Below are 15,711 nucleotides of genomic sequence, written 5' to 3'. Positions count from 1 at the left end.
CCGGCCGGAACGTTGGCGGGGATCGGTTCCGAAGAGGTCACGTTCGGGACGCGGACCGGACACCGGGCGGCGGGCGGGGGCACCGGCACGGTCTGAGAGAGTGGGCGTATGAGCGCAACGGGTAGGGGCACGGGCCGGCACGTCGTCGTCATCGGGGCCGGTGTCTCCGGTCTCGCCGCGGCTCACCGGCTGCTGGCGTGCGGGGCCCGGGTGACCGTGCTCGAGGCCTCCGGCCGGGTGGGCGGCAAGCTGCTGCCCGGCGAGATCGCGGGCGCGCGCGTGGACCTGGGAGCCGAGTCGATGCTGGCCCGGCGGCCCGAGGCGGTCGCGCTCGCGCGGGAGGTGGGCCTGGCCGACCGGCTCCGGCCGCCGGCCACCGCGACGGCCTCGATCTGGACCCGCGGCGCGCTGCGCCCCATGCCCAAGGGCCACGTCATGGGCGTCCCCGGCACGGCCACCGCCCTGGCGGGCGTGCTGTCCGACGAGGGCCTCGCCCGGATCGAGCAGGACGCGCGCCTGCCCCGCACCGAGGTCGGCGAGGACGTGGCGGTCGGCGAGTACGTGGCGGCGCGCCTGGGCCGCGAGGTGGTCGACCGTCTCGTCGAACCCCTCCTCGGCGGGGTGTACGCGGGCGACGCCTACCGGATCTCGATGCGCTCGGCCGTCCCGCAGCTCTACCGGGCCGCGCTCACCCACACCTCGTTGACGCAGGCCGTACGCGAGATCCAGGCCGCCACCGCCACCGCCGCGCAGACCGGCCCGGTCTTCATGGGCCTCGTGGGCGGTGTGGGCACCCTCCCGCTCGCCGTCGCCGAGTCCGTCCGCGCCCGCGGCGGCGAGATCCGCACCGGAGTGCCGGTGACCGGACTGCGCCGCGCGCCCGGTGACGGCTGGCGCGTCACCGCGGGGGAGCGTGAACTGCACGCCGACGCCGTGGTCGTCGCGGTCCCCGCGCCGGCCGCCGCCGCCCTGCTGGCCGCGGAGTCCCCGGCGGCGGCCGCCGCCCTGCGCACGGTGGAGTACGCCTCCATGGCCCTGGTCACCCTCGCCTACCGCCGCACCGGCACGGAGCTGCCCGAGGGCAGCGGCTTCCTGGTCCCGCCCGTCGACGGACGCACCATCAAGGCGTCCACCTTCGCCTCCCGGAAGTGGGGCTGGATCGCGGACGAGAACCCGGACACCGTCGTGCTGCGCACCTCCGTGGGGCGCTACGGCGAGAGCGAGATCCTCGAACGGGACGACGCCGACCTCGTCGCCGTCTCCCGACGCGACCTGCGCGCCGCCACCGGCCTGGACGCCACCCCCGTCGAGACGCGCGTCACCCGCTGGACCGACGGCCTGCCCCAGTACCCGGTCGGCCACCACGCGCGCGTGGCCCGCATCCGGGAGCACGTCGCCGCGCTCCCGGACCTCGCGGTGTGCGGCGCGCAGTACGACGGCGTCGGCATCCCCGCCTGCATCGCGAGCGCGTACGCCGCCGTCGACCAGCTGGGCGGCGACCTCCGCGCCGTCCGCGCGCTCGCGGCCGACCCGGTGCAGAGTCTGCACGGCGGAGCGGGAGAATGAGGAGCATGAGTGACGACGCCCCCACCACCGAGTCCGGCAGGGTCCCGAACAAGGGCAAGCTGGCCAAGGACCTCAACGAGGTCATCCGCTACACGCTGTGGTCCGTCTTCAGGCTGAAGGACGTGCTCCCCGAGGACCGCGCGGGCTACGCCGACGAGGTCCAGGAGCTGTTCGACCAGCTCGCCGCCAAGGACGTGACGGTCCGCGGCACGTACGACGTGTCCGGTCTGCGCGCCGACGCCGACCTCATGATCTGGTGGCACGCCGAGACGGCCGACCAGCTCCAGGAGGCGTACAACCTCTTCCGCCGCACCAGGCTGGGCCGCGCCCTGGAGCCGGTCTGGTCGAACATGGCGCTGCACCGCCCGGCCGAGTTCAACCGCTCGCACATCCCGGCGTTCCTCGCCGACGAGACGCCCCGCAACTACGTGAGCGTGTACCCCTTCGTGCGCTCCTACGACTGGTACCTGCTGCCGGACGAGGACCGTCGCCGGATGCTCGCCGACCACGGGAAGATGGCCCGCGGCTACCCCGACGTCCGCGCCAACACCGTCGCCTCGTTCTCGCTGGGCGACTACGAGTGGATGCTGGCCTTCGAGGCCGACGAGCTGTACCGCATCGTCGACCTCATGCGCCACCTGCGGGCCTCCGAGGCACGTATGCACGTCCGCGAGGAGGTCCCGTTCTACACGGGCCGTCGCAAGTCGGTGGCCGACCTGGTCGCCGGACTGGCCTGACGCCCCCGCGAGGGGGCGCGGGCCTCAGCGCGCGGCGGTGGGTTCCGGCTCCGCGTGCGCCGCGCAGGCGGCGCGCCGGGCCGGGAGCCGCCCCTCCAGCAGATACGCGTCCAGGTGACCGTTGACGCACCGGTTGGGTCCGCCCGCGATGCCGTGGGTACCGGCGTCCCGCTCCGTCACCAGGACCGAGCCCGACAGCCGCCGGTGCATCTCGAGGGCCCCGGCGTACGGTGCGGCGGCGTCCCGCTCCGCCGCCAGGATCAGCGTCGGCGGCAGCTCGCCCGGCCCGGTCCGCACGTCGACCGGCCGCTGCCGGGGCGCCGGCCAGTACGCGCAGGGCAGGTTCGCCCACACGTTGTCCCACGTCTCGAACGGCGCGACCCTGGCCAGCCGGGTGTTGTCGCGGTCCCACACCTTCCAGTCCGTCGGCCAGGACGCGTCGTTGCATTCCACGGCCGTGTACACGGCGTTGGCGTTCTCCGCCTCGGCGGCGGCCTCCCGCACCGGCCCGGCCTGCGCGATCAGCTGCTTCGGGTCGCCCTTGAGGTACTCCGACAGCGCCTGTGCCCGGGCCGGCCAGTAGTCGTCGTAGTACCCGGCCTGGAGGAACGCGCTCTGGAGCTGTCCCGGCCCCACCTTCCCGCCGGCCGGCTCGGCGGCCAGCCGGGCGCGCGCCCGCTCGTAGCTGCGCAGCACCGCGTCGGCCGTGCGCCCGAGGCCGTACACGTCGTCGTGCCGGGCGATCCACTCCCGGAAGTCCGCCCACCGGCTCTCGAACGCGGCCGACTGGTCGAGGTTGTTGCGGTACCAGATCTGTGCCGGGTCCGGGTTCACGGCCGCGTCGAACACCATCCGCCGCACGTGGGAGGGGAACAGCGTCGCGTAGACCGCCCCGAAGTAGGTGCCGTACGACGCCCCCATGAACGTCAGCCGGTCCTCGCCGAGCGCGGCGCGCACCACGTCCAGGTCACGGGCGTTGTTGATCGAGTTGTAGTGCCGCAGGGCGCTGCCCGACCGCTTCGCGCAGCCGCGCGCGTACGCCTTGGCCTGTGCGATCCGCTCCCGCTTGTACGACTCCGAGGGGTGGACCGGAGCGGGCGCCGGCCCCTTGAAGAAGCGCTTGGGGTCCTGGCAGGACAGCGGTGCCGAACGGCCGACCCCGCGCGGGTCGTAGCCGACGAGGTCGTAGGCCGCGCCGATGCGCTTCCACTCCGGCAGCAGACCGATCAGGGGGAAGTACAGGCCCGAGCCGCCGGGACCGCCCGGGTTGAAGACCAGCGCGCCCTGCCGGGGCACCCGCCGCTTGCTGTTGTGCGGGTCCCGCTGGGTGGCCCGCACCCGGCTGACGGTCAGCTCGATCTGCCTGCCGCTCGGGTCCGCGTAGTCGAGCGGCACGCTGACCTTGCCGCACTGCATGCTGCCGGGCAGGTCCTGGCCGCCGGGGCACTTGGTGAAGTCGACGCCCTTCGCCTCGGCCCGGGCGGCGGCGAGCACGACGCCGGGCGAGCGGGAGAGTCCGGGGGCGCCCGCGGCGCCGTCCGCCGGGACGGCGCCCGCCGGGACTGCGGAGAGGGCGGTCAGGAGCAGGGCTCCTGCGGCCGAATGGAGGGCGGCTGCTCTCATCGGGAGTCCCTTCGGTGCACGGCGGCGACAAAGGGGATGTTTGGTTCGGTCGGAGGGGAAGGCAAGCACCACCGGCGGGTGTCGGCGCCAATGCCTCCTGTGCGCCCCCCGGCGGTCGGGCGCGCCCTGCTTCAGCCGCGCGTGTCCTGCTCACGGTGTGCGAAGGCCGCCCGCAGGTCCGGTTCGCGCACGGCGCGGATCCCGCGTACGGCGACGGAGGTCAGGCAGGTGCCGTCGTCCGCCGGGGCGCCGGTGTGCCGGGTCAGGGCGGCCAGCAGCCGCTGTCCGGCGGGGGAGGCCCAGCGCGTGTAGGGGTGCGCTTCGACCCGCGCTATGGCCAGACAGCCCAGGGTGAGGGCCAGGGGCAGCGCGAACCAGAGGGCGACCAGGTCACGGGGCATGTCCGAGGGGCCGGGGGCCAGCAGTGCGGTGGCGCCCAGGGCGAGGACGGCCGCGGCGGCGGCCCGTACCTGCCGCACCCCGGCGGCGACGGTCGTACGGGAGCCGTCGGGCACCGCGAGGCCGGCGCGGACCAGCCGGTCGGCGAGGCCGCCCACCGCGTCCGCGGCGGCCGCGGCCGCCCGCGCGGGCGCGATACGCGACTGTCCCGCGGGGCCGATCGCCCCGATGACCGACCGCTCCATCTCGTCGCGCCCGCGGGGGTCGACGACGGTCGCCCAGCCGGTGCGGGCGAGCAGCAGCCGGCGCTGGCGCGCCATCGAGACCATGGTGAGGTCGGCGACCCGGCCGGGGCCGCCGGACAGGAAGGCGGCCTCGTAGAGCGTCAGGTCGTGCCCCCGGCCCGTGTCGTCGTCGACGGAGGCCGCCCGCACGGCGGCGAGGCACAGCCGTGTGCACGCCGCGCCCGCGAGGGCCCAGGCCAGCGGCAGGAGAAGCACCCAGATCATGCGGTGTTTCTATGTCATGTGCACCACCGGGCGCCACGGTCTGTTCATCATCCGGACCGGGCGCGCGGGACGGCCGGCTCCGGCCGCCCCGGCCTCGCTCTCAGGAGCCCGGCGGTGGGCTGGCCGCGGCGGGCGGAAGCGGATAGGTGGGGGACGCCGCCGACGCGGACGCCGACTCCGCCGGCACGGCGGGCGCGGGGTTCGTCGTCGGGCCCGGCGGGGCGGGGGCGCGGGTGATCGGCGGTGTGCTGTCGGCGGCCAGGTCCCGGGCCAGGGCGTCGAAGTCGACGTACCCGGTGGCCTCCAGGATCTTGATGTGGTCCAGCACGGTGGTGTTGGCGTCGTCGGCGAGCCCGCGCACCAGTGAGTTGCGGGTGCCGGCCCGCACCTGGGCGACGACGGAGAAGACCCGCCCGTGGGCCAGGCGCAGGATGTTGGCGAACTCGCGGTCGTACGCCACGCCCTGAGCCGCGTCGAGTTCGCTCAGCCAGCCCCGCTGCTGGTCGTTGGGCTCGTTCGGCAGCGCGAGGCCCAGCCGGGAGGCGACGGCGCGCACCCGCTCGTCCAGGAAGGTGTGCCCCTCGACCAGGTGCGCGCCCGCCGTCCGCACGGCCTCGGTCGTGCCCTTGGCCTGCGCCTGCCGGCCGGCGGGCAGCTCCCACAGCCCCGCCAGGCGGACCTTCGTGACGAACTCCCGGTCCAGCGCGGACAGCGGACCGTACTGCGTCGAGACGGTCTCGGCGTTCAGCACGTCCACTCCGGTGCCCGACCGGTCGGCGTACGACCAGATCGGGAAGACCAGGGCCGCCAGGGTCGCCGCCAGGCCGGTGAGGATGAGCCCGGTGCCACTGAAGATGCCTCTGCCCTGGATCGGGGGTCGGGGCCGCATGGGGTGCCTCCTGCTCGCGGCACTGCACGCTAGTGCGCTTCGGTTGCGGAACTGGCATATTACTGCGCCTGCCCCGGCAACCCCCTTACAGGGGCAAAGAGTTGAAATACCGCCAAACCGGTCGGAGGGTGGGCGGTAAGAGGGTCCGCAAAAGGGGCGAAAGGCGGAGGAACGGCGGGGGAAGCGGTCGCCGTGTGCCCCATGCGGGGCCCGGTGTTAACCCCGGCACATTCGGGCCGCCCTCACCGCCGGATCAACGACCGGCCCACCTGCCCCAGCCGCGACGCCGGTCTCGGCGCGGGACCCGAGCGGTCCAGCCACCAGCGGCGCAGCTCGCGTCGGGCCCGGCCCTGCGCCGGATGCGCGCCCATGAGCAGCTCCTCCGCGAAGTCGAGGGCGTCCTGCCGGTAGCCGCCGCGCATCGGATGCCCCTGCGCGTAGGCCACGAAGGCGGTCCGGTACCCGCTGCCGAGGATCAGCGGCAGTTCCGGGGCCACCTTCGCCACGACGTCCGCCCGCTTGGCCGCCAGCGCCCGCGCCTGCACGCCGAGCCGTACCCGGTCGAAGCCCTCGGGTACGGGCGTCCCGGCGACCAGCGCGGACAGCAGGGCCGCCTCGGCGAGGGCCAGGCGCTGCCGGGCCGCCTCGTCGGGAGCCGCCGGTGCCGCCTCCGCGGCGGGCGGGACCGAGCCGCCGCCCCCCGCTCCTTCGCCCGGCGCCCCTTCGCCCCCCGCTCCTTCGCCCGGCGCCCCTTCGCTCGCCGCCCCGCCGCTCCGTGTCCCCTCGCGCGCCGGCCGCTCCCGGCCGTCCGTCGTGCCGCGGGCCGTCGCGCCGGTCCCGACCGCCTCCCGGACCGCGTCCAGCTCCCGCTCCAGCTCGCCCGGCCCGGGGAAGTTCTCGTCCCGCTCCAGCAGCACACCCGGCAGCGCCGTCCGGGACGCGAGATCGGTCAGGATGTCGAGGACCGGCCCGGGCACCGGGTGGGCGTGACTGTCGTGCCAGACGCCGTCCCGCTCGAAGCCGCCCGCGACATGGACGTAGGCGATGGCCTCCAGGGGCAGTTCGGCGAGCGCCTTGACGGGCTCCTCGCCGCGGTTGACGTGGTTGGTGTGCAGGTTCGCCACGTCGATGAGCAGCCGCACGCCGGTGCGGTCGGCCAGCTCGTACAGGAACTGCCCCTCGGTCATCTCCTCGCCCGGCCAGGCGACGAGCGCGGCGATGTTCTCGACCGCGAGCGGTACGGGCAGCGCGTCCTGTGCGATCCGCACGTTCTCGCACAGCACGCGCAGGGCGTCGCGGGTACGCGGGACGGGCAGCAGATGTCCGGCCTCCAGCCGCGGGGACGCCGTCAGGGGGCCGCCCGCCCGGACGAACGCGATGTGCTCGGTGACCAGCGGCGAGCCCAGGACCTCGGCCCGCTCGGCGAGGGCGGTCAGCCGGCCCGCGTCGGGCCGCTCCGCGCCGCCGAGCCCCAGCGAGACACCGTGCGGGACCACGGTCACCCCGCGCTCGCGCAGCCGCAGCAGGGAGTCGGGCAGATGCCCGGGGCACACGTTCTCGGCGACGGCCTCGACCCAGTCGATGCCCGGCATCCGCTCCACGGTGTCCGCGATCTCCGGCCGCCAGCCGATCCCCGTCCCCAGTCGCCTCATGGTCCCCGCCTCCTTCACGCCCCCTGCGTGGTGACGGGGGTATGGCCCCGCCACCGCCGCCCGAACCGCCCGCCGCCCTCCTTCAGAGCAACATTTGAGGTTCGCGCCGCCCCGCCCGCCTGGTCCTTGGGACCGGGGGCTACCGGTTCCTGAGGGCCGGGTGGTCCGCGACCACCGTGCAGCTGCCCGGGGCGATCTCGGTGAAGCCCGCGTCCCGGACCAGGGGCAGTCCGCTCGCCGTCAGCTCGCCCCAGTGCCGGGGCCCGGCCGTGCGCACGGCGAGCGGGAAGCCCGCCTCGCGCCAGGCGGTCCGCTCCTCGTCGGACAGCTCCCACCAGGCGAGCTGCGCGCCGTGCCCGGCCTGCGCCATCGCCTTGCCCGCGGACATCGTGACCTCGGGGTTCTGCCAGATCACCGGGGCCGTCAGGTCGACGCCGGGCGGCGGCTCCGGATCGTCCAGATCGGTTCCGGAGACCTGGAGCTTCGCCAGCTCCCTGGGCCAGCCGTCGAGCGGGACGGGCGGGAAGACCCGCACCTGCGCCGCCTTGCCGGTGACCGTGATGCCGGGCAGGGCCTCCGCCCGCAGCCACTCGGCGCCCCGCGCCCGCCGCACCACCTTGCGGATGCGGGCGTCCTGCCAGTCCCGCACGGCCGCAGCCCACTCGCCGTCGCCCAGCGCCCGCTCGTCGGCGAGCAGGGTCAGCACCGCGCGAGCGGCCGTCTCCAGGGCGTCCGTGCGGGCCGGCGGGGCGGCGCGCTCGATACGGACCACCAGGGGCAGGACGAACTGCGGAGCCTCGTCCCGGGTCGACGGCTCGGAACGGAAAGGGCTGTCGCTGTCGCCGGGAACGGCCGGATCACTGGTCACGTCCTCCAGTCTGCCAGGTGGAAGATCCATGGATCCGCGAGCGGGAGGACGGTCCGCATGCCAGGTGAGCTAAGGCTGGAGGGGGTGGGCCGCCGCTACGGCGTGCGCGGCCCGTGGGTGCTCCGCGACGTGCATCTGCACCCGGCCCCCGGCACCCTGACCCGCGTCGGGGGCCCCAACGGCACGGGCAAGTCCACCCTGCTGCGGCTGCTCGCCCGCCTCGACGCCCCCACCGAGGGCAGGGTCACCGGCACGCCCCGGACCGCGTACGTCCCCGAACGCTTCCCGGCGGCCCTCCCCTTCACCGCCCTGCGCTACCTCACGCACCTCGGCGCCGTCCACGGCCTGTCCCGTACGGCGGCCGAGCGGGCGGCGGGCTACTGGCTGGACCGCTTCGGCACCGGCGGCCACGCCCACACCCCGATGAGCCGGCTCTCCAAGGGCGGCAGCCAGAAGGTCGCCGTGGCGCAGGCGCTCCTCGCCGAACCGGAGCTGCTGGTCCTGGACGAGGCCTGGACCGGGCTCGACACCGACGCGCGCGCCGAGCTGGACCGGGCGGTCGCCGAGCGGACCGCCGCCGGGTCGGCCGTCGTCTTCGTCGACCACGATCCCCGTCGCCTCGCCGGCCTCGCGGACGCCGAGTACACGGTCGGCGACGGCACCCTGCGCCGCCGTACCGCGCCGGAACCGGCGGCCGCCCCCGTCGGACCGCACCTGACCGTCGAGGTGCGAGGTCCGGCCGGTGAGCTCCCCGCGCAGGCGCTCCGGCTGGCGGCCTCCGCCGAGGAGACGGCCGACGGCACCCACCGGCTCACCGTCCCCGTCTCCCACTCGGACGTGCTGCTGCGCGTCCTGCTCACCGCCCGCCCGCCGTGGCACGTGCTGAGCGTCAGCCCGCGAGGGGGCGCCCGATGACCGCCCTGCTGCGCTATCAGAGCGCGTTGCTCGTGCGTTCGCAGCGCTGGCTGCCCCCGTTCCTGCTGTACGCCGTGTTCCTGGCCGTCGGGGTGCAGGCCGGCGAGCCGCTGCTCGACTCGCTCGGCTACACGGCCGCGTTCCTGCTGCCCGTGGCCGCCTGGCTGGTGCGGATCTGTGCCGGCGGTGAACCGCCTGCCGCCCGCAGCGTCGTCGCGGCCGCGGCCGGTCCCGCGCGGGCGCACCTGGCCTGCGTCCTGGTGGCGACGGGGGCGGCCGCCGCGTTCGGCACGGCGGCGACCGTGGTCGTCACGCTCGTCAGCGATCCGGTCGGCAGCGACCACCGCACACGGGTCCCCGTCCTCGGGGCCGCGGGCGCCGGGCTGCTCGCCGTCCTGACCTGCGCCCTGCTCGGGGCGGCCGTCGGCGCGCTCACCGCCTGGCCCGTGCTGCGCTCACCGGGCCGGGGGGTGCCCGCGCTGCTGCTGGCGGTCCTGCTGGCGCTGGTGGGGACCGGCTCCCCGGCACAGGCGGCGGTGAGCGGCCTCGTCGGCGGCTCCCGTTCGGCGACCGTCCGTCCGCCGGTGCTGCCGCTCGTGGCGGCGGCCCTGGTGTGCGCCGCGGCGACCGCTCTGGCCTGCGTGCTCACCTCGCGCCGCGCACCGTGACGAGTTGTGCGTCGTCGCGCCGGGCCACCCGGCGGATCACCCCGAGCAGGCGGTCCGCTGGGCCTCCTGCCACTCGCACACCGGGCACATCGTGATCCCCTTGTAGGACTCGGGATACTCGGTGGGCCTGCGGCACAGCACGCACTCGGCGTACGGCGGCCCCTCCGCCCGGGGCGGCCGGGTCGCGTCGATCAGGCAGTAGTCGCGGTCACCGTCGTCGTCGCTCATACCCCCACCGTACGCAGCCGTGGACGACGCGGGCCGCTCACCGCCGTCCGCCCGCCGTCGCGATCAGCTCGGACACCTTCACGAAGCGGTAGCCGCGCCGCCGCAGCTCCGGCACGACGGTCCGCACCACCTGCTCGGTCGTCGGGGCCGCGCTGCGCGTGCAGTGCATGACGACGACGGAACCGGGCCGGACGCCGTCCAGCACCTGTCTCGCCACCGCGTCGGCGTCGGTCGCGAAGGCGTCCCCGCTCACCACGTCCCACTGCACCGCGGTGACGCCGAGACCGCTCACCGCGCGCAGCGCCCGCTGGTCGTAACAGCCGCCGGGGAAGCGGAAGTACGGCATCGCGGAGGGCACCCCGGCCTTGCGGAACGCCGTGTACGCCCGCTCCACGTCCGTGCGCATCGCGTCCTCGGGGACGGTCGGCAGGCCGTAGCAGTCGTCGGTGAAGGCGTGGTGGCTGTAGGAGTGGTTGGCGATCTCGAAGCCGGGGTCGCGGCCGAGGGAGCGGGCCTGGTCGGGGTACTCCTCGGCCCAGCGGCCGGTCATGAACACGGTGGCCGGCACCTTGAGCGTCCGCAGCGCGGTGATCAGCCCCGGGTTGTCGAAGTGCTCGCCGGCCGCCGCGCGGGGCCCCTGGTCGGCGGTCATGTCGGCGTCGAAGGTGAGGGCGACCGTCTTGCCCGCGGTGCGGGGCCCGTTGCGGAAGACCGGGGTCAACCCGGCCGGCCCGGGGGCCAGTGTCGGAGTGCGGGAGGGCGCGGCCGGGGTCCGGGAGGGCGCGGCCGGGGTCCGGGAAGGGGTGGGCGCGGCGTTCCGCGCGCCGGCGGCGGGGGCCGTCGCGGAGTCCGTGGTCCGGACGGCGCGGGTGTCCTGAGCGGTGCCGCAGGCGGTGAGGGGGGCGAGGGCGGCGGCGAGGGCGCAGAGGGCGGCCACGCGACGTACGGGAGTGATCATCGTACGAAGGTAGGGGCAGTGCGCCGTTGGTTGTATGTATATATGCCCGTGCCTGGGGCGGTGTCACCCGCCCGGGCTCTCACCACCCGGGCGGGCGCGGCGCCCGGGCTACCGCCGCCAGGGTCCCGTGACCGCGAACGTCGTCCCCGGGGTGTAGCAGTTGACGTACATCGTGCGGCCGTCGGGGGAGAAGGTGACGCCCGCGAACTCGCCCCACTCGGGGGCCTCGGGGGTGCCGATGTTCTGGCGGCCCCGCGCCATCGCGTACACCTCGCCGGCCCTGGTGACCCCGAAGACGTGCTGCGCGCCGTTGCCGTCCTCGCAGACCATCAGACCGCCGCTGGGCGCCAGGCAGATGTTGTCCGGGGACTCCCCGGGGAGCTGGACGTCGGTGTCGGGGCCGAAGACGACGACCAGGGTCAGGCGCCGCCGCTGCGGGTCGTACCGCCAGATCTGGCCGAAGTGGTCGGCAGCCGAACCGTCCGAGCCGCGGGCGAACGACGACACGAAGTACACGCACCGCCCGCCCCAGTAACAGCCCTCCAGCTTCTGCGCGTGCGTGATGCCCTTCGGGCCGAAGTCCTGGAGCCGGACCGGGGTCGTGACGGCGAGCGGGTCCGGTACGTCCACCCAGGTGATGCCGTCGAAGGAGGCGCCCGGGTCCTGGATCGAGGACAGGTCGGGCACCCCGGGCACCCGCATCGCCTGGAGACGGCCGCCCGCGCGCAGCGAACCGACCCCGCCCAGCGGCTTCTCGGGCAGGAAGCGGTAGAAGAGGCCGAACGGCTCCAGGAACGCGTCCTCGGTCTCGTAGACGACACCGCGGTGCGGGTCGACGGCGATCGCCTCGTGCTGGAAGCGGCCCATCGCGGTCAGCGGGACGGCCCCGCCCCGGCGCGGGTCGGACGGGTCGACCTCGAAGACGAAGCCGTGGTCCTTGGTGTAGCCGTTGGTGCCGGCCTTGTCCTCGGTCTCCTCGCAGGTCAGCCAGGTGTGCCAAGGGGTGGGCCCGCCGGCGCAGTTGACGGCCGTACCGGCGAGGGCGACCCGCTCGGAGAGCACGTCACCGCGGGAGTCCAGGGTCAGGGCCGTACAGCCGCCCTTGCCGGCCGGATCGTAGGTCAGGCCCTTCACCGTGGGGACGGAGAACTTCGCCGTGGGGCGGTTCTCGTGGTTGCGGACCAGGTGGACGCGGCCGCCCTTGCCGGGCAGGGCCGTCATGCCGTCGTGGTTGGAGGGCACCGGACCCTCACCGGACCGCAGCGGATCGCCCTCGCGGGAGAGCACCCGGTAGCGGAACCCCGCGGGCAGGTCGAGCAGGCCGTCCGGGTCCGGCACGAGCGGGCCGTAGCCCTCGTGGCCGAGGTCGCGGCCGGCCGCGGTCGCGCTGCCGGCGAAGAGGTCGGAGAGGGCGCCGGTGAACGCGATGGAGGCGCCCACCCCCAACGCACCGCTGCCGGCCAGGATCTGACGTCGTGTCGCAGACATGGGGGAAACCTTCCTGCTGGCGGACAGGAACTGTGATCCCGCTGTGTCTATCACCCGGGGTGCGCCCCGGGAACCACGCGCGTAGCACGTGTCACTCCGTCACGGCCTCCGGAGGCGGCGGGGAGGGCGGCGGGGAGGGCGGTGGCCGGTACTCCGCCGGCGGGGGCGGCTGCTGGGCCTTCTCCAGGAAGCGCAGCAGCTCCACCGGGAACGGCAGGACCAGCGTGGAGTTCTTCTCCGCGGCGACCGCCACCACCGTCTGGAGCAGCCTCAGCTGGAGTGCGGCGGGCTGCTCGGACATCTCCTTGGCGGCCTCGGCCAGCTTCTTCGACGCCTGGAGCTCGGCGTCCGCGTTGATGATCCGCGCCCGGCGCTCCCGGTCGGCCTCGGCCTGCCGGGCCATCGAGCGCTTCATCGCGTCCGGCAGCGACACGTCCTTGATCTCGACCCGGTCGATCTGCACGCCCCAGCCGATGGCCGGGCTGTCGATCATCAGCTCCAGACCCTCGTTGAGCTTCTCCCGGTTCGACAGGAGGTCGTCCAGCTCGCTCTTGCCGATGATCGAACGCAGCGAGGTCTGCGCCATCTGGGAGACGGCGAAGCGGTAGTCCTCGACGTTGATGATCGCGGCGGCCGCGTCCACCACCCGGAAGTACACGACCGCGTCCACGCGCACGGTGACGTTGTCGCGGGTGATGCCCTCCTGGGCGGGGATGGGCATCGTCACGATCTGCATGTTGACCTTGTGCAGCCGGTCCACGGCCGGCACGACCAGGGTGAACCCCGGCTGCCGCGCGTCGCCGCGCAGCCGTCCGAGCCGCAGGACCACCCCGCGCTCGTACTGCTTGACGACCCGCGCCGCCGCCCCGAGGTACACGAGACCTCCGGCGGCGACCGCCGCGGCCGCGCCCAGCAGTTCCTGAAGCATGGCGACCTCCTCGGCAAGAGGCCCGTTGGAGGGCTTTGCGCCCGTCCTCCAACGATATGCCCGCCGTGCGGCCCGGGGCCACGCCCCGGGTCCCGGGCCGCACGGCGGACGGATCTACCCGGTGGCCGACTCCGTCACCTTCTCCGGCGGTGCCGCCCTGACCGGTTCCGTCACCTTCACCGGTTCGGTGCCGGCCGCGCTGTGCCGTTCCGCCCAGGTCTCCAGGGCCGTACGGCAGGCGTGGTCGAGGTGGTGCAGACCGGAGAGGTCGAGCTCCACCGGACGGTCCTGCGGCAGGGACTCCAGGCTGTCGAGGATCTTCGGCAGCCGCAGGAAGGTCGCGTTGCCCGACAGATGGGCCTGCACCGGCCCGGCGCCCTTGTCGACGATCTCCATCCTGAGGTGCGAGGCCTCCCACGCCGTCTTCACCACGGCCAGCGCGAGACCGATCAGGACGCCCTCGAACATGCTGACGGTGACGATCGAGACGGCCGTGACGACCAGGATCAGCGCCTCGCCGCGGTGCTCGCGCCACAGCAGCACGAGCCCGCGCACCGGGACCAGCTTGGCGCCCGCGTGCACGAGGACGCCGGCCAGGGCCGGGACGGGGATGTAGGCCAGCAGGTCCGGCAGCAGGGCCGCGAACAGCAGCAGCCACACGCCGTGCATCACCCGTGACGCCTTGGTCCGCGCGCCCGCCTGCACGTTGGCCGCGCTGCGCACGATCACGGCGGTCATCGGCAGGGCGCCGAGGACCCCGCAGAGCGCGTTGCCCACGCCCTGCGCCATCAGCTCCTGGTCGTACCGGGTGCGCGGGCCGTCGTGCAGCCGGTCGACCGCCGCCGCGCTGAACAGCGACTCGGCGGAGGCGATCAGGGTGAACGCCACGATCGTGCCGAGCAGACCGATGCCGGCCAGCCCGCCGAAGGCGCTCAGGGGCGGGGGCTGCACGGAGTCCAGCAGTCCCCGGACCTCCACGGTGGCCACCGGCGCGTCCAGCAGGACGGCGGCGAGCGTCGCCAGGCCCACCGCGGCGAGCGGACCGGGGACCGTGCGCACCTTCGCCGGCATCCGCGGCCACAGGACCAGCACCGCGACGGTGCCCGCGCCGATGGCGAGGGAGGCCTGCGCGGCGGTGGAGCCCACCGCGTCCGTGAGGGCGCCGGGCAGTCCGGCCATCTTCGCGAGGCCGGACTCCGGTGCCTCGGCTGCGGCCATCGCGTACAGCTGACTGGCGATCAGCACCAGGCCGATTCCGGCCAGCATGCCCTCGACGACCGAGACCGAGATGGCCCGGAAGTACCGGCCGAGCTTCAGGGCGCCCATGGCGAGCTGGAGGGTGCCCGTGGCGAGGACGATCACTCCGAGGGCGGGCAGTCCGAACTCCCGCACCGCCTCGAAGACCAGCACGGTCAGTCCGGCCGCCGGACCGGACACCTGGAGGGAGCTGCCCCGCAGCATGCCGGTGACGATGCCGCCGACGATGCCGGTCACGAGCCCGAGCTCGGCCGGCACGCCGGAGGCCACGGCCACGCCCACGCACAGCGGGAGCGCGACCAGGAAGACCACGAGAGAGGCGGCGAAGTCCTGCCTGAGGTGGGGGAACCGGGCTATTCGCCCGTCGGGCCGCCGGTCCGTCGCGGCGCTCACAGGGCTTCGAACCCGTCGGTCTCGACGCGGTGTTCGCGCACGGCGCCGGTGTGCACTTCGTAGTACCAGCCGCGTACCCGCAGCCGGCCGTCGGCCAGCCGCTTCTCCACGCAGGGGTAGGAGCGCAGCCGCAGCAGCTGGGAGAGCACGTGGTGCTGCACGGCCCGCATGACCGTCGGGTCGTCGGGGTCGGCGGTCCCCGGTTCGTCCGCGGCGTGCGCGAGCCAGTCGCGGACGGCGGGGACGCCGTCGAGGTCGTCGCCGCGCACCAGGGCGCCGACGGCGCCGCAGTGCGAGTGGCCGCAGACGACGACGTCTTGGACGCCGAGCACCTCGACGGCGTATTCGATGGTGGCCGCCTCGCCGGTGGGGCGGTCGGAGACGTAGGGGGGCACGATGTTGCCCGCGGTGCGCAGTTCGAACAGCTCGCCGGGACGGGCGCCCGTGATCAGGGCGGGAACGACCCGGGAGTCCGAGCAGGTGATGAAGAGGACCTGCGGGGACTGGCCTTCGGCGAGCCTGGCGAATTCCTCAGGGCGCTGTCCGAACGTACGGGCGTTGTCGATGAGGGGCTGCATGAGTGGTGACTCCTCCTGGCGCGCGGTGGGGGCGCGTCGGACGTGCAGGAAACAG

General features: G+C 74.7%; 15 protein-coding genes. 4 read left to right on the top strand and 11 right to left on the bottom strand.

Annotated features, from left to right (window positions below):
• The first annotated feature begins 108 nt into the window (after nt 1-108).
• Together hemG and hemQ are read left to right on the top strand one after the other, a co-directional pair.
• Entirely contained in the window at nt 109-1,566 is a 1,458-nt protein-coding gene (hemG, locus tag Saso_RS31775; RefSeq protein WP_189922962.1) for a protoporphyrinogen oxidase, read from the top strand.
• A 5-nt stretch (nt 1,567-1,571) separates the two neighbouring features.
• Nucleotides 1,572-2,303, top strand: coding sequence for a hydrogen peroxide-dependent heme synthase (gene hemQ / locus Saso_RS31770; RefSeq protein ID WP_189922964.1), 732 nt, complete (start codon nt 1,572-1,574; stop codon nt 2,301-2,303).
• A 24-nt stretch (nt 2,304-2,327) separates the two neighbouring features.
• Here the strand turns inward: hemQ and Saso_RS31765 are convergent, their stop codons facing one another.
• The 5 genes from Saso_RS31765 to Saso_RS31745 form a co-directional block, all read right to left on the bottom strand.
• Complete coding sequence (locus Saso_RS31765) at nt 2,328-3,926, bottom strand: alpha/beta hydrolase (protein ID WP_189922966.1); 1,599 nt, start codon at nt 3,924-3,926, stop codon at nt 2,328-2,330.
• A gap of 131 nt (nt 3,927-4,057) precedes the next feature.
• A complete protein-coding gene (locus Saso_RS31760; RefSeq protein WP_189922968.1) occupies nt 4,058-4,834 on the bottom strand; it encodes a TIGR04222 domain-containing membrane protein in 777 nt (258 codons plus the stop codon).
• Between the two features lie 100 nt (nt 4,835-4,934).
• Nucleotides 4,935-5,723, bottom strand: coding sequence for a DUF4142 domain-containing protein (locus Saso_RS31755; RefSeq protein WP_189922970.1), 789 nt, complete (start codon nt 5,721-5,723; stop codon nt 4,935-4,937).
• 242 nt (nt 5,724-5,965) lie between these two features.
• Entirely contained in the window at nt 5,966-7,375 is a 1,410-nt protein-coding gene (locus tag Saso_RS31750; RefSeq protein ID WP_189922972.1) for an MbnB/TglH/ChrH family RiPP precursor modification enzyme, read from the bottom strand.
• 139 nt (nt 7,376-7,514) lie between these two features.
• Nucleotides 7,515-8,273 (bottom strand): peptidyl-tRNA hydrolase, encoded by a 759-nt coding sequence (locus tag Saso_RS31745; protein ID WP_189922974.1) that lies wholly within the window; start codon nt 8,271-8,273, stop codon nt 7,515-7,517.
• Between the two features lie 27 nt (nt 8,274-8,300).
• Between Saso_RS31745 and Saso_RS31740 the strand changes: the two genes are divergently transcribed.
• Both Saso_RS31740 and Saso_RS31735 read left to right on the top strand, forming a co-directional pair.
• Nucleotides 8,301-9,158, top strand: coding sequence for an ATP-binding cassette domain-containing protein (locus tag Saso_RS31740; protein WP_189922976.1), 858 nt, complete (start codon nt 8,301-8,303; stop codon nt 9,156-9,158).
• The gene (locus Saso_RS31735; RefSeq protein WP_189922978.1) at nt 9,155-9,826 is read left to right on the top strand and encodes an ABC transporter; all 672 of its coding nucleotides are present in this window, start codon (nt 9,155-9,157) and stop codon (nt 9,824-9,826) included. Before Saso_RS31740 ends, Saso_RS31735 begins: the two co-directional genes overlap by 4 nt.
• A gap of 36 nt (nt 9,827-9,862) precedes the next feature.
• Here Saso_RS31735 and Saso_RS31730 read toward each other — a convergent pair whose 3' ends face one another.
• From Saso_RS31730 to Saso_RS31705, 6 genes are all read right to left on the bottom strand, one after another.
• Nucleotides 9,863-10,054, bottom strand: a complete 192-nt coding sequence (locus tag Saso_RS31730) for a hypothetical protein (protein WP_189922980.1) — start codon at nt 10,052-10,054, stop codon at nt 9,863-9,865.
• A gap of 37 nt (nt 10,055-10,091) precedes the next feature.
• A complete protein-coding gene (locus tag Saso_RS31725; protein WP_189922982.1) occupies nt 10,092-11,012 on the bottom strand; it encodes a polysaccharide deacetylase family protein in 921 nt (306 codons plus the stop codon).
• A 108-nt stretch (nt 11,013-11,120) separates the two neighbouring features.
• Nucleotides 11,121-12,500, bottom strand: a complete 1,380-nt coding sequence (locus tag Saso_RS31720; protein ID WP_189922984.1) for an alkaline phosphatase PhoX — start codon at nt 12,498-12,500, stop codon at nt 11,121-11,123.
• A 91-nt stretch (nt 12,501-12,591) separates the two neighbouring features.
• The gene (locus Saso_RS31715) at nt 12,592-13,428 is read right to left on the bottom strand and encodes a slipin family protein (RefSeq protein ID WP_189922985.1); all 837 of its coding nucleotides are present in this window, start codon (nt 13,426-13,428) and stop codon (nt 12,592-12,594) included.
• Nucleotides 13,429-13,542: 114 nt separating this feature from the next.
• Nucleotides 13,543-15,078: a SulP family inorganic anion transporter gene (locus Saso_RS31710; protein WP_189922986.1), complete on the bottom strand. Its 1,536-nt coding sequence runs from the start codon at nt 15,076-15,078 to the stop codon at nt 13,543-13,545.
• Complete coding sequence (locus Saso_RS31705) at nt 15,075-15,656, bottom strand: carbonic anhydrase (RefSeq protein WP_189922987.1); 582 nt, start codon at nt 15,654-15,656, stop codon at nt 15,075-15,077. The genes Saso_RS31710 and Saso_RS31705 overlap by 4 nt, the downstream gene beginning before the upstream one ends.
• Between the last annotated feature and the right edge of the window lie 55 nt (nt 15,657-15,711).

This window comes from Streptomyces asoensis, assembly GCF_016860545.1.
Classification (GTDB): domain Bacteria; phylum Actinomycetota; class Actinomycetes; order Streptomycetales; family Streptomycetaceae; genus Streptomyces; species Streptomyces asoensis.
Note: the sequence above shows the minus strand (reverse complement) of the source record. Positions and strands in the feature narration are given on the sequence as shown.